The organism is Paraburkholderia solisilvae, assembly GCF_902859875.1.
In the GTDB taxonomy this organism is placed as follows: domain Bacteria; phylum Pseudomonadota; class Gammaproteobacteria; order Burkholderiales; family Burkholderiaceae; genus Paraburkholderia; species Paraburkholderia solisilvae.
The window spans coordinates 1-13,996 of record NZ_CADIKF010000025.1 but is presented as its reverse complement, the minus strand read 5'-3'; the positions used below and the strand labels follow the sequence as shown (position 1 = coordinate 13,996).

The window sequence follows — 13,996 nt, the reverse complement described above, 5'->3', positions numbered from 1 at the left end:
CGCGCCTAGACTTCCTCCACGCGCAATCGTCAAACGACGACGCGTTGGCAGGCCGCTACCGCTGGCCGATTCGCTCCAACCTGAGTCTGCATACCAGCAGATGAACGATGGGGCGCCCAAACCTACCAGGTTGATGGAGACATAAATGGAAGCCACTCGGCTCGAGTCTCGCGATAATGACGGCTCGTCTAACGCCACTTTGGCTCACGCCGATGTAACACTTGAAGACAAGTACACGAAGATGTCGGGGCGTGTGTTCCTGTCCGGCGTTCAGGCGCTGGTTCGCCTTCCGATCATTCAACGGCTCCGCGACAAAGCGAATGGCCTGAATACGGCGGGGTTCATTTCCGGCTATCGCGGCTCGCCCTTGGGCGGTTTCGACGAAGCGCTATGGAAAGCACAAAAACACCTTGATGCCAGCCACGTCAGGTTCCAGCCGGGCGTCAATGAAGACCTCGCCGCGACGTCCGTCTGGGGAACGCAGCAGGTGAAGCTGCTCGGCGATTCCGATTACGACGGCGTATTCGCGATGTGGTACGGCAAGGGTCCGGGCGTGGACCGATGCGGTGATGTGTTCAAACACATGAACTACGCCGGCACGTCCATGCATGGCGGCGTGCTGCTTGTCGCGGCCGATGATCACGGCGCCTATTCTTCGACCCTGCCGAATCAATCGGAACACGCATTCTCGGCAGCCATGATTCCTGTTCTGTACCCGTCCAATGTCGAGGAGTATCTGACGCTCGGTCTCCACGGATGGGCGATGTCGCGCTTTTCGGGCTGCGCAGTCGCATTCAAGGCATTGGCGGACACGGTCGAATCGAGCGCAACGGTCGACGCCGACCCGTTCAAGCTGGCCACCGTGATTCCGCAAGGATTTGCGTTGCCCGAAGGCGGCTTGCATGCGCGGCTTTCGACCGACTCGCTCGGGGTTCAGGCGCGCAAGCAGGAAGCGCTGATGCAGGACTACAAGATCTACGCCGCGCTGGCCTACGCGCGCGCGAATCGCCTCAACCACATCACGCTCGATTCACCGCGAGCGCGGCTGGGCATTATTGCGTCAGGCAAGTCGTATGTCGACGTGATGGAAGCGCTTGAAGAGCTTGGGATCGACGACGTCAAGGCAGAGCAAATCGGCATCCGGGTGTTCAAGGTGGCGATGCCCTGGCCACTTGAGCCGGATAGCGTGCGTGAGTTTGCCGATGGGCTCGAAGAAATTCTCGTTGTGGAGGAAAAGCGTCAGATTGTGGAGTACCAGCTCAAGGAGCAGCTCTACAACTGGAAAGAAGAGGTGCGTCCGCGCGTGGTTGGAAAATTCGACGATAAAGGCGAATGGGCGGGGCCGCGTCGCGAGTGGTTGCTGAGCGCGAAGACGGACTTTTCGGTGGCCCAGATCGCGCGCGTGATTGCGGGCCGCATTGCCAGATTTCACTCGAGCGAAACAATTGCAAAGCGCCTCGAGTTCATCAACGACAAGGAGCAGATGCTTGCGCGCTCGTTCGTTGCGCCTGCACGGCCCGCATACTATTGCTCCGGATGTCCGCACAACACATCGACGAAAGTCCCGGACGGCAGCCTGGCACTCGCCGGAATCGGCTGCCACGTCATGGCAACCGCGATCTATCCGGAACACAACAGGACGACGACGCATATGGGAGGCGAAGGTGCGCCATGGATAGGCCAGGCTCCGTTCTCGAAGGTGCGTCATGTGTTCGCGAATCTGGGCGACGGCACGTATTTTCATTCCGGATCGCTCGCCATTCGGGCCGCTATTGCTGCACGCGTGAATATCACTTACAAGATTCTCTACAACGATGCGGTGGCCATGACCGGCGGGCAACCGGTCGATGGCACGCTCTCCGTCGACCGTGTGGTGCGTCAGCTTGCGGCCGAAGGGGTGAAGCGCATCGCGGTCGTGACGGAAGACCTGGGGCGTTACGAGTCGCGAGCCGGTTTTCCGGATATCACCACGTTCAACGATCGCGCGGATCTCGATGCCATTCAGCGAGAGCTGCGCGAGACCGAAGGGGTGACGATCCTTGTTTACGATCAGACATGCGCGGCTGAAAAGCGTCGCCGTCGCAAGAAGAAAGAGCTTTCCGATCCCGACAAACGGCTCTTTATCAACGATGCCGTATGCGAAGGGTGCGGCGACTGCGGGACGCAGTCGAACTGCACGTCGATCTTGCCGCTCGAGACGAGCTTCGGCCGCAAGCGCACCGTCGACCAGTCGTCCTGCAACAAGGATTATTCGTGCGTGAAGGGGTTTTGCCCGAGCTTTGTAACCGTCAAGGGCGGCAAGCTGCGCAAGAAAGCGGTTGCCCAGGGCGTGAGCGTGGCCGACTTCGGCACACTGCCCGCTGTCACGCTGCCATCTTGCGAGAGCACCTACAACGTGCTCGTCAATGGTATCGGCGGGACCGGCGTCATCACGATCGGCGCGTTGCTGGGCATGGCGGCGCATCTCGAAGGCAAAGGCGTGTCGGTGCTGGATATGACCGGTATGTCCCAGAAGAACGGCGCCGTCACGTCGCATGTGCGATTTTCGCGGTCCCCCGAAAACCGGATGGCCGCACGTATTCCGGCCGGAGAGGCCGATCTGGTTCTCGGTTGTGACCTGCTGACTGCCGGCGGGCAGGAAGCGATCGCGAAGATGAAGCGTGGCCGGACGGCCGCGGTCGTGAATCGGCACAAACAGCCAACCGGGGCTTTCGCGAAAGATCCTGACTGGCAGTACCCGGAACAGGAGCTCATGCAACTCGTCACCGATTCAGTCGGCGAGAAGGCTGAGTTTGTCGACGCGACGACGATCGCGACTGCGCTTCTGGGCGATTCCATTGCCACGAACCTGTTCATGCTCGGCTTTGCGTTTCAGAAGGGCTATATCCCCGTTGGCGACGCCGCGATCAATCGGGCGATCGAACTGAATGGCGTGGCGATCGAGGCTAACAAAAAAGCGTTCGCATGGGGCCGCCATGCGGCCGTCGACGTGCAACGTGTGGCTGCCGTTGCGACGCCGCCGCAACGGGTCACCATTGCGTTTCCCGCGACCCTCGATCAGCAGATCAACGAGCGCGTGCGCGAACTGACCGCTTATCAGAGCCCGGCGTATGCGAAGCGGTATCGGGACCTTGTCGAGCGGGTGCGTGCGCAGGAAAAGTGGCTCACGAACAGTAGCAGGCTGACGGCAACGGTCGCCAGGTACTACTTCAAGCTGATGGCGTACAAGGACGAATACGAGGTCGCCCGTCTCTATACCGATGGGAGATTTCTCGAGAAACTGCATGCGCAGTTCGAAGGGAAAGTGTCGCTCAGGTTCAATCTGGCGCCGCCGCTTTTCGCGAAGGTCGACGCAAAGGGTCATCCGGTCAAGAAGGAATATGGTGGATGGATGTGGCATGCCTTGCGCGCACTGGCGAAGCTGAAGTTCCTGAGAGGCACGCTGTTTGATCCGTTCGGCTATACGAACGAACGCAAAATGGAGCGGCGTCTGATTGCCGACTATCAACTAGGCATTGAGCGGATGTTGTCGGAGCTTAGCCAGTCGAATCTTGCGCAAGCCGTGGAAGAGGCCGGCTGGCCGGAGCGCGTGCGCGGATTCGGATACGTGAAAGAAGGCAGCGTTGCTGCGCTGACCGCACAGCGCGAAAGCCGTGCACGAACGCAGGGACAATCGGTGGACCAGCGTCTCGCAAGCTGATGCGCAGGTAAGCAGATGAGCACATAGAAAATACTCGACGAAAAATCTACGGAGACAAATTGAAAATTGTTAGCGATATCGAAGATCTTCGAAAGATTGCCGCCCGCCGTGTTCCCAGGATGTTTTACGATTTCGTGGACTCCGGGTCATGGACCGAGCAGACGTACCGGTCGAATGAGGCATGCTTCAAGGAAATCCTTCTGCGTCAGCGGGTCGGAAGGTCGATCGATGAGCGTTCGCTAAAAACCACGATGCTCGGTATCGACGTATCGATGCCGGTGGGTATTGCACCCATCGGTCTCGCCGGCATGATTCATCCGGACGGCGAGATTCTGGCGGCAAAAGCGGCATTGGCCGCCGGCGTTCGATACACACTCTCGACGCTTAGCATCGCTTCGCTTGAGGACATCCAGGCCGCGACGAACGCGCCGTTCTGGTTCCAGCTTTACGTGATGCGCGACAAGCAGTTTTTGCTTTCGCTGATCGATCGCGCCAAAGCTGCCGGCTGCGACGCCTTGATCCTGACGCTTGATTTATCGGTATTGGGCAATCGGTTCAAGGATGCGAAGAATGGCTTGTCGACACCGCCGAAACTCACCATCTCAAGTGTCTCGAACATGCTGACCAAGCCGAGGTGGTGCATGGGCATGCTGCGCACACACCGGCGCAACCTCGGGAATATCATCGGTCACGCGAAAGGGGTGGGCGACGTGCATTCGCTTGCGAACTGGATCGGGCAGCAGCTGAATCCGTGTCTGAGCTGGACAGACGTCGAATGGATCAAGGAGCGCTGGGGCGGGAAGCTCATCATCAAGGGAATCCTCGACCCTGAAGACGCGCAGACCGCGGTCGCGGCGGGCGTCGACGCCATTATCGTCAGTAACCACGGCGGCCGGCAGCTTGACGGCGCGCCTGCAAGCGTGTCGGTGCTTCCCGAAATCGTGGATAAAGTGGGTCGTTCAACCGAAGTGTGGATAGATAGCGGCATTCGCTCCGGGCAAGACGTTCTCAAGGCGATTGCGCTGGGGGCGAGAGGCGCGCTGATCGGGCGGGCTCATCTTTGGGGACTCGGCGCATTCGGAGAAAAAGGCGTCAGGCTTGCGCTGGAATTGATCCGCAAGGAACTGGATCTGACGATGGCTTTCTGCGGGCATACCGACATCAATGCTGTGAACCGGACCGTTCTTGTCGAGAAAACCGTCCCGATGACCGGTCGTCGCGCGGATAGCCGCGGCGTTGTTGAAGATGACCGGGCGCTCACCGGCTTCGCCACGGCAATACATGAACTGGAGCAGGAGCGTATCTGATGTGTCGACGCGGCGGAATCAGGGAGTGTCTTCAGCGGGTTGGGTACCGGGCCACTGCCCACTTGCGGACAACGAATGCATGACCTCGCGAAGCACCATGCTAACCGCGCGTTTGGCGTTCGTCCGTGGCAGTTCGCGTGACAGGCAAATGCCGAGCACGCGTTGGAGCGGCGTGGTGCCGATTCGATGGGCAAAGAGAGTGCCCGCGTCGACTTCATCCTTAACCAGCGCAAGCGGAAGTATCGAGGTGGCGAGGCCCGCCTGAATGGCGCTTTTCATCACATGCACGGAGTTGATTTCCGCCAGCAAAGGAGGCGACGGAAGACCTTCGGCTGCAAATCGGTCCTCGACGATTGCCCGGGTGCAATGGCCGTGTTGAGCGGCCGCCATCACCAGCGGATAGTTGCAGATATCTTCCAGACGTATCGTATCTGACGTGGACGGCGCCGCGTGGTGCGTGCCCCTGATCCAGAAAAATTCTTCCCGCAGCACCGGGCTGAATTCCAGATCGGCCGACACGGGTATGTTGGCGGTGAAGATGGCGAGGTCAACCAGACCTTGTCTAAGCTGGTCGAGAAGATTGCCGGATAGCTCCTCATTCACATGAAGCAGAATTCCGGGAAGTTTCTCTCGCGTGGCTTGAAGCAGGGGTAAGGCCAGCGCGACAGACGCGCTTTGTGGGACACCCAGCGTGACTGATCCGGTAACGGCATCCGTGGAGGTCCGAACGGCATGGCAGGCGTCGGCAAGCTGCTTGAGAATGGCCTTTGCATAGTCGTAGAAGATCTGACCGGACTCGGTTACCCGTACGCCCGTTCGCGTTCTTACCAATAGTGGCGAACCGAGCTCTTCCTCGAGCTCGGCGATCTGCCTGCTCAGTGCGGACTGCGCAATAAACAGGCGCTGAGCGGCGTTGGAGATGCTGCCGCTCTCGACGATCGCGACGAAGTATTTGAGCTGTCGGAGTTCCATTGGAAATAGATGCGATCAACGTGGGACAGGATGGTTCGCGTCGCCCGGCCGGTCCTGAACGCGGGTGTCAGCGAATGACGGAAACTGCATCTCTGAACGCTCACCGAGTAGAAAGGGCCGATTGAGCTCGGCGGCCTCACGCAAAAAATCCCAGAGCACCGAGATGCGTCGAAGACTGCGCAGATCCTCCCGGCAGCACAACCAGAACTGACGTGTGATGACGAGTTCGTGCGGAAAAATGGCGCTCAATCTCGAGTCGGACTCGGCTATGAAACAGGGCAAGATGGCAAGTGACTGACTCTGCAACGCGGCATGGTACTGAGCAACGATGCTCGTCGTGGATAGATTCGCTGTCGCGCCCGGGATGGTTCGTTCGAGATAGAGCAGTTCCGGACTAAAGGCGAGATCGGTGACGTAGTTCAGATACCTGTGTTGACGGAGGTCCTGAATGTTGTCCGACACGGGGTGCGCGCGAAGATACTCGTCGGTTCCGTACAGCCTGAGCGCGTAGTCGCACAGTCTCGTCTGCACATACTGCCCGCGTTCCGGGCGCTCAAGCATGATCGCGATGTCGGCCTCCCGTTTCGACAGGCTGACGAAGTGCGGAACGGGAAGCAGGTCGATCGAGATGTCTGGATGCGCTGCCGCAAAATGGGCGAGTTGAGGCGCAAGGAAGAAGGAGCCGAATCCTTCGGTCGACCCGATCCTGACGTGCCCGGACAGCGTGTGCGCCGCGCCGGTAAATTGCTCGCTTGCCAGTTGCACTTCGCTTTCCACTTTGTCCGCGTGGGACAGCAGGCGAAGACCTTCCGCAGTCAGCGCGAAGCCTCGTGATCGCGATTTCTCGAACAGCACAGTGCATAGCGAGTTCTCGAGCTCGCGCACCCTGCGAGCGACCGTCGTGTGGTCGACGCCGAGTCGCTTCGCCGCCGCAGTGATGGTCTGCGTCCTGGCAACCGCAAGGAAATATCGCAGGTCATCCCAGTTCAATCCGCGCATCGCGCTGGTGGATTTTTGCATATCCGATGGGTGATTTACGTCATTTCATGAGCAATTCCAGCCAACTATACTCTGGTGGAATCTCGGTGAATAGATGAAGGATGAAATCTATAAAACTGAAGAAAGCACTGTGGATCGACTAACCGGAGCGAGGCAGAGAATGAATGCAGTGAAGCAGAGTGAAAACGTAACAGTCGGGAAAGTGCCGTTGTTGATCAACGGGGAATGGGTCGATTCGCAAACCGCGCAATGGCGGGCCGTGATCAATCCGGCGACGCAGGAGGTGCTGGCTCACGTTCCTCTCGCGACGGCCGCGGAAGTGAACGCCGCCATCGAAACGGCACATGCGGCTTTTGCGTCATGGCGTAATACGTCGATCGGCTCGCGCATGCGGATCATGCTGAAGTTTCAGGCGCTCGTGCGCGAGAACATGTCGCGCATTGCAGCAGTACTGACTGCCGAGCAAGGCAAGACGTTGCCGGATGCAGAGGGCGATATCTTCCGCGGCCTCGAGGTCGTCGAGCACGCGTGCTCCGTCGGTACGCTGCAGCTTGGGGAGTTCGCGGAGAACGTGGCCGGCGGCGTCGATACGTACACGCTGCGCCAGCCAATCGGCGTTTGCGCCGGCATTACGCCGTTCAACTTTCCCGCCATGATTCCGCTCTGGATGTTTCCGATGGCGATCGTTTGCGGTAACACGTTTGTGCTGAAGCCGTCCGAGCAGGATCCGTTGTCGACGATGGAACTCGTGAAACTGGCGCTCGACGCAGGCGTGCCGAAAGGCGTACTGAACGTGGTCCACGGCGGGAAAGAAGTGGTGGACGCGCTCTGCACGCATAAGCGGGTGCAGGCGGTGTCGTTTGTCGGCTCGACTTCGGTCGGCGAGCACGTGTACCGGCTCGCTAGCGAGCACGGAAAGCGCGCTCAGTCGATGATGGGCGCCAAAAATCACGCGGTCGTGTTGCCGGATGCGAATCGTCAGCAGACCTTGAACGCGCTGGTTGGGGCGGGATTCGGCGCGGCAGGCCAGCGATGCATGGCCACCTCCGTGGTGGTGCTCGTCGGAACGGCGCGGGACTGGGTGCCGGACCTTGTTGAAAAAGCGCACGCGCTCAAGGTCAATGCAGGTCACGAAGCCAAAACAGACGTCGGTCCTGTCGTATCGCGAGCAGCGAAGGAGCGCGTGCTGAAGCTGATCGAAGAAGGCGTGAACGCCGGAGCGAAGCTCGTGCTGGATGGCCGACAGGTCAAGGTGGCGGGCTACGAAGAGGGCAACTTTATCGGACCGACCATTTTCACGGACGTCACCACGCAGATGAGCGTCTACACCAACGAGATTTTTGGTCCTGTCCTCGTTGTGCTGGGCGTCGATACGCTCGACGACGCAATCCGGCTCGTGAATGCAAATCCGTTCGGCAACGGTGTCGGCCTCTTTACGCAAAGCGGCGCTGCCGCGCGCAAATTCCAGAATGAAATCGACGTCGGGCAGGTGGGCATCAATATCCCCATTCCAGTGCCCGTTCCGTTCTTCAGCTTCACCGGTTCGCGCGGCTCCAAGCTTGGCGATCTCGGTCCTTACGGCAAGCAGGTCGTGCAGTTCTACACGCAGACCAAAACCGTAACGGCTCGCTGGTTCGACGACGCAACGGTAAGCGACGGCGTCAATACGACGATCAGTCTGCGCTAACGCTCGATCAGGAAGACAGCATCATGAAAATCGGCTTTATCGGGCTTGGCAACATGGGCGCGCCGATGGCGCTCAATCTTCTGAAAGCGGGACATTCGTTGAATGTCTTCGATCTGAATGACGCAGCGGTTCATTCGCTGGTCGGCGCCGGCGCGAAGGCGGCGGCATCTCCGAAGGCTGCAGCGACGGGCGTCGAATGGGTCGTCACGATGCTGCCCGCAGCCGCGCATGTGAAGCGTGTGCTAACCGCGGACGACGGTGTTCTGGCCGGCGTCCCCGAGGGCACCATCATTATCGATTGCAGCACGATCGACCCTGCCACGGTGAAGTCGATGGCGGAGGCGGCGAAAGCGAACGGCAATACGTTTGTCGATGCGCCGGTGTCGGGCGGGACGGGCGGCGCGACGGCGGGCACGCTGACCTTCATGGTCGGTGCAAGCGCTGCCGACTTCAGGAAAATCAGGCCGGTGCTTCAGGCCATGGGCAGGAACATCGTTCGTTGCGGGGAAACGTCGACGGGCCAGGTGGCGAAGATCTGCAACAACCTCGTGCTCGGGATCACCATGGCCGGCGTTTCCGAAGCGATGGCGCTCGGGGAGGCGCTGGGAATCGATGCTGCGGTGCTGGCAGGGGTGATCAACACGTCGACCGGCCGTTGCTGGAGTTCCGATACCTGCAATCCGTTTCCCGGTGTGCTCGATTCGGCGCCCGCCGCTCGTGGTTACACCGGCGGTTTCGGAGCGGATCTGATGTTGAAGGATCTGGGTCTTGCGACCGATGCCGCGAAGTTTGCGCGGCAGCCTGCCTACCTTGGTGCGTTGACGCAACAGCTCTATCAGACGTTGAGCGCGCGCGGAGAAGGGCGCCTCGATTTTTCGGCGGTAATCAATCTGTATCGCGGCATCAAAGTAGCGATTTAGCGTAGGGACACGCGCGCCGCTGACCCCGTTGACGCAACGCGTCGGACATCGTGCGCAATCTCAAAGAGACGCATGTTCAGAGGATGGACGATTGAAGGAGGGTCTTCATGATTGACCTTGTCTATCGCGACAATGGGGAAGTGGCGTTGCTCACGCTGAAGCGGCCACCCGTGAACGCATTCACGCCGGAAGGATTGCTGGAGCTCACGCAGACCGTCAGGAAGCTGGATCGGGATGAGCACGTCCGGGCAATCGTCGTGTCCGGTGACGGTCCGAAGTTCTTTAGCGCGGGAGCCGACCTCAATGCATTCGCCGACGCAGACAGCAAAGTCGCGCGGTTGGCCGCAGCGCGCTTCGGTGCGGCTTTCGAAGCGCTGCAGAATGCGCGCGCGGTGGTGATCGCTGCGATCAACGGTTATGCATTGGGAGGCGGGTTGGAGTGCGCATTGGCAACCGATATTCGTATTGCGGAGAAGCATGCTCAACTGGGCTTGCCGGAAACCGCAGTCGGTCTCCTGCCGTGTGGATGTGGAACGCAGACGCTTCCGTGGCTGGTCGGGGAGGGATGGGCCAAACGCATCATCCTGACCGGCGAGCGCGTCGACGCGCAAACCGCACTGCGCATCGGCCTGGTGGAAGAGGTTGTCGAAACGGGCGCGGCCAGAGAGGCGGCGTTACGGCTGGCGGACCGGGTGAGATCGCTCAGTCCGGATGCGGTGACGTATTCGAAGGCGCTGATCCATCAAGCCCGTCAGGGGGTGCCACGCCACGCTGCATTGGCACTCGAGCGAGCCCGCTTTGTTGACCTCTTTGATGGGCCGAATCAACGGGAAGGCGTGAACGCGTTCCTTGAAAAACGCGCTGCGCGCTGGTCGACGATGCCTGAGGAGCCTGCTCGATGAAAGTTGCGATCGAAAAGATGGAATGGGTCTATGCAGAGCCGACGGTTTTGCTTCGCATAGTCAATCGTGTGGCCATCATTACGTTGAATCGTCCGCAAGCGCTCAATGCGCTTTCCCACCACATGGTCAAGGCGCTTTCCGACTTGTTGCGTCGATGCCGGATCGACGACGGCATTGTTGCGGTCGTCCTCGAGGCCGCCGGAGAGAAGGCGTTTTGCGCGGGCGGCGATGTGCGCGAGTTGTATCAACGGGCCCGTAAAAACGATCAGGCCTGGCTCCAGTTCTTCGTCGACGAATATCGACTCGACTATGCGCTGCATAAATTTCCGAAGCCGGTCGTCGCGATCCTCGACGGCGTGACGATGGGCGGCGGCATGGGGCTCGCACAGGGCGCGTGGCTGCGCGTCGTGACTGAGCGGACCAGAATGGCGATGCCGGAGGCCCGCATCGGGCTGATTCCCGACGTCGGGGCCACCAGTTTCATGACGAAGATGCCCATTGAAGTGGCGCTGTATTTCGCACTCACGGGCGCCTCGCTCAACGGAGCCGACGCACTGATGTGGAATCTCGCTGATCTCCACGTGTCATCCGAGTGGCTTTCGACATTCGAAGAGCGGCTAATGGCCGTGCCGCCATCCAACCTGGATCCGTCGTTTCCCGACAGGTTGAAGCGCGCTTTGCGAGAAGTCTTCGACGCAGGCGCCAGTCATGCCGGGAGAGCACCGACACGCACGCTCGCGCCATTGATCAAATGCTTTTTTGATCCGCGCATGAGAATTGAAAATATCGTTGGAAAATTGAAGGACCGGGTAGCAATCAACAAGGGCAGCGAAGCGGCGCAGTGGATTGAAACTACGGTAACCGCATTGGAGCAGCATTCGCCCACGATGCTCTACGTGACGCGAGAGATGATGTTACGGGGTCGATGTGCGTCGCTGGGCAGCTGCTTCCGGATGGAATTGGGATGCGTAAGCAAGGCAATCAACGACGGCGATTTTGTTGAGGGAGTCCGTGCGCACCTTGTCGACAAGGACCGTAAGCCTCGGTGGGCGCCGGCGTCTGTATGGGAAGTCAGGCCGGAGCGCGTCCAGTATTTTTTGGCGTCGCCATGGCGGGTGGACGAACATCCGCTGCGTGACATTGAAATTTTGCATCCCTGAACTCATGAAATTTCATATCGAGTCTCCGTAATACGCTGATTCGGTAAGCAGATCTGGAGTGCCCGTGAAAATACTGGTTAGTGTAAAGCGTGTGGTCGACTTCAACATCAAGGTCCACGTGAAGTCGGACGGCACCGGTGTCGACATTGCTAACGTGAAGATGTCGATGAACCCGTTCGACGAGATTGCGGTGGAGGAAGCGGTTCGGCTGAAAGAAGCGGGCGTTGCCACCGAAGTGGTGGTTGTGTCGGTTGGCGTTGCGCAGGCGCAGGAAACGCTGCGCACGGCGCTGGCGCTCGGTGCAGACCGCGCGATCCTTGTTGAGTCGCACCATGGTGTCGAGCCGCTGGCCGTCGCAAAGATCCTTAAGGCGCTGGTGGACAAGGAACAGCCGCAACTGGTCATGCTCGGCAAGCAGGCCATCGACGGCGATTCGAACCAGACGGGCCAGATGCTGGCCGCGCTGGCAGGCCTGCCGCAGGCGACATTCGCGTGCAAGGTGATGATCGCCGACGGCAAGGCGATCGTCGCGCGTGAAGTCGATGGCGGAGCACAGACGCTTTCGCTGAAGCTGCCGGCTGTAGTGACGACCGATCTGCGCCTGAACGAGCCCCGCCACGTGACACTGCCGAACATCATGAAGGCAAAGAAGAAGCCGTTTGAGACGCTCAAGCCCGAGGACCTCGGCGTCGACGTCACACCGCGTCTAAAGACGTTGAAGGTGGCGGAACCGCCGAAGCGCGTGGCGGGTATAAAGGTGGCGGACGTGAAGACGCTGGTCGACAAACTGACGACCGAAGCTAAGGTGTTCTAACGGGAGTAGACGTAAATGACGATTCTGATCATTGCCGAACACGACAACGCGTCGGTCAAAGCGGCAACGCTAAACACGGTGGCGGCCGCGCAGAAAATCGGCGGCGACATTCACCTGCTGGTTGCAGGCCACGACGCACAGGATGCAGCAGAAGCGGCGGCGAAGATCGCCGGTGTAAGCAAGGTGCTGCTGGCCGACGCACCGCAACTGGCGGATGGTCTCGCGGAAAACATCGAAGCAACCGTGTTGAGCGTCGCAAGCGCGTATTCGCATATCCTCGCGCCGGCGACCGCGTACGGCAAGAATATTGCGCCACGCGTCGCCGCGAAGCTGGACGTCGCGCAGATCTCGGAGATCACGGCGGTCGTTTCGGCCGACACGTTCGAACGGCCGATCTACGCAGGAAACGCGATTGCGACCGTGCAGTCGGGTGACCCGATCAAGGTCATCACCGTGCGGGCGACCGGCTTCGATCCGGTGAAGGCGGGAGGCGGGAGCGCATCGATCGAGGCGATCGCCGCGGCCGCCGACGCTGGCATTTCGCAGCTGGTCAGCCGCGAACTGACGAAGCTGGAGCGTCCGGAGCTGACGAGCGCGAACGTCATCGTGTCGGGCGGCCGGGGGCTAGGCAGCGCGGAAAACTACACGAAGGTGCTGGAGCCGCTGGCGGACAAACTCGGCGCGGCGCTGGGCGCATCGCGCGCGGCCGTCGATGCCGGATTCGCGCCGAACGACTATCAGGTCGGGCAGACCGGCAAGATCGTCGCGCCGCAACTGTATGTTGCGGTTGGGATTTCCGGCGCGATCCAGCATCTCGCGGGCATGAAGGACGCGAAGGTCATCGTCGCGATCAACAAGGACGAGGAGGCGCCGATCTTCAGCGTGGCCGATTACGGCATCGTCGGCGATCTGTTCACGCTCGTGCCGGAACTCGTCGAGCGGATCGCGTAACGGTGCCGTACAGGACTGTGAGCGGCAATCGCCCGGTTGCCTCAACGGAGGTCGACACGATGCAGCGCATCCGTCTGGATGCCGCAGCGGCCGCCAATGCCGAAGATGCAGAGGTCTGGCGCTGGTTTTCCGGATTGCTCGAGGAGCGGCGCGTTCGCTGGCGTTATATGTTTAGTCGCTGGGTGGTGAATGTCGATCGAGTCCATGTCGCGACTGAACAGAATTTCTATGATGCGATCAGGATGGCGAAAGAGGCGGCGACAAGGCGCGGCCTCGGGTTATCGACTATCGGGTGCTCGCGAATCAGGTGATCGCTCATCAGCGATCAGCTACCGCCCGGGCTCCATCGCGCATTCACCCTGAGCAAACATGGGCAACAGACTGGTTGGAAGACAGCCTTTGCGCCCAATAAACCGACGACCCCAACAAACATGTCGAAGGGGTCGTCGCGATCCGCGAGCCTTGCTCAAATAACGTACAGATCGACGTATTCATTGACCGGCATCGCTTCGAGCTTTGCCTGATCCAGCGACACGTCGAGGATCGCCTGTTGCTGCTTTGCCGGGAAACGCCGCGCAAGGTTC

At 60.0% G+C, this 13,996-nt stretch carries 11 protein-coding genes; 9 read left to right on the top strand and 2 right to left on the bottom strand.

The annotated features are described in order from the left end of the window. Positions 1-145 precede the first annotated feature (145 nt). A complete protein-coding gene (locus HV675_RS16640) occupies positions 146-3,700 on the top strand; it encodes an indolepyruvate ferredoxin oxidoreductase family protein (protein ID WP_175112027.1) in 3,555 nt (1,184 codons plus the stop codon). Between the two features lie 59 nt (positions 3,701-3,759). Further along, positions 3,760-5,007 carry an alpha-hydroxy acid oxidase gene (locus HV675_RS16635; protein ID WP_175112026.1) on the top strand — a complete coding sequence of 416 codons (1,248 nt, stop codon included), beginning with the start codon at positions 3,760-3,762 and terminating at the stop codon, positions 5,005-5,007. Positions 5,008-5,025: 18 nt separating this feature from the next. Here the strand turns inward: HV675_RS16635 and HV675_RS16630 are convergent, their stop codons facing one another. Together HV675_RS16630 and HV675_RS16625 are read right to left on the bottom strand one after the other, a co-directional pair. Continuing rightward, on the bottom strand, positions 5,026-5,979 hold the full coding sequence (locus tag HV675_RS16630; RefSeq protein ID WP_175112025.1) for a LysR substrate-binding domain-containing protein: 954 nt from the start codon (positions 5,977-5,979) through the stop codon (positions 5,026-5,028). A gap of 15 nt (positions 5,980-5,994) precedes the next feature. Beyond that, positions 5,995-6,999 (bottom strand): LysR family transcriptional regulator, encoded by a 1,005-nt coding sequence (locus HV675_RS16625; protein ID WP_175112024.1) that lies wholly within the window; start codon positions 6,997-6,999, stop codon positions 5,995-5,997. Between the two features lie 139 nt (positions 7,000-7,138). Here HV675_RS16625 and HV675_RS16620 point away from each other — a divergent pair, with 139 nt between their 5' ends. The 7 genes from HV675_RS16620 to HV675_RS16590 all read left to right on the top strand — a co-directional run bounded on the left by HV675_RS16620 (position 7,139) and on the right by HV675_RS16590 (position 13,723). After that, positions 7,139-8,665 carry a CoA-acylating methylmalonate-semialdehyde dehydrogenase gene (locus HV675_RS16620; RefSeq protein ID WP_175112023.1) on the top strand — a complete coding sequence of 509 codons (1,527 nt, stop codon included), beginning with the start codon at positions 7,139-7,141 and terminating at the stop codon, positions 8,663-8,665. 23 nt (positions 8,666-8,688) lie between these two features. After that, positions 8,689-9,585, top strand: coding sequence for a 3-hydroxyisobutyrate dehydrogenase (gene mmsB, locus HV675_RS16615; protein WP_175112022.1), 897 nt, complete (start codon positions 8,689-8,691; stop codon positions 9,583-9,585). 107 nt (positions 9,586-9,692) lie between these two features. Then, entirely contained in the window at positions 9,693-10,487 is a 795-nt protein-coding gene (locus tag HV675_RS16610) for an enoyl-CoA hydratase (protein ID WP_175112021.1), read from the top strand. Continuing rightward, on the top strand, positions 10,484-11,647 hold the full coding sequence (locus HV675_RS16605) for an enoyl-CoA hydratase/isomerase family protein (RefSeq protein WP_175112020.1): 1,164 nt from the start codon (positions 10,484-10,486) through the stop codon (positions 11,645-11,647). Before HV675_RS16610 ends, HV675_RS16605 begins: the two co-directional genes overlap by 4 nt. A gap of 64 nt (positions 11,648-11,711) precedes the next feature. After that, the gene (locus tag HV675_RS16600) at positions 11,712-12,461 is read left to right on the top strand and encodes an electron transfer flavoprotein subunit beta/FixA family protein (RefSeq protein WP_175112019.1); all 750 of its coding nucleotides are present in this window, start codon (positions 11,712-11,714) and stop codon (positions 12,459-12,461) included. 15 nt (positions 12,462-12,476) lie between these two features. After that, entirely contained in the window at positions 12,477-13,412 is a 936-nt protein-coding gene (locus tag HV675_RS16595; RefSeq protein ID WP_175112018.1) for an electron transfer flavoprotein subunit alpha/FixB family protein, read from the top strand. A gap of 59 nt (positions 13,413-13,471) precedes the next feature. Then, positions 13,472-13,723, top strand: coding sequence for a hypothetical protein (locus HV675_RS16590; RefSeq protein ID WP_175112017.1), 252 nt, complete (start codon positions 13,472-13,474; stop codon positions 13,721-13,723). Positions 13,724-13,996 lie beyond the last annotated feature (273 nt).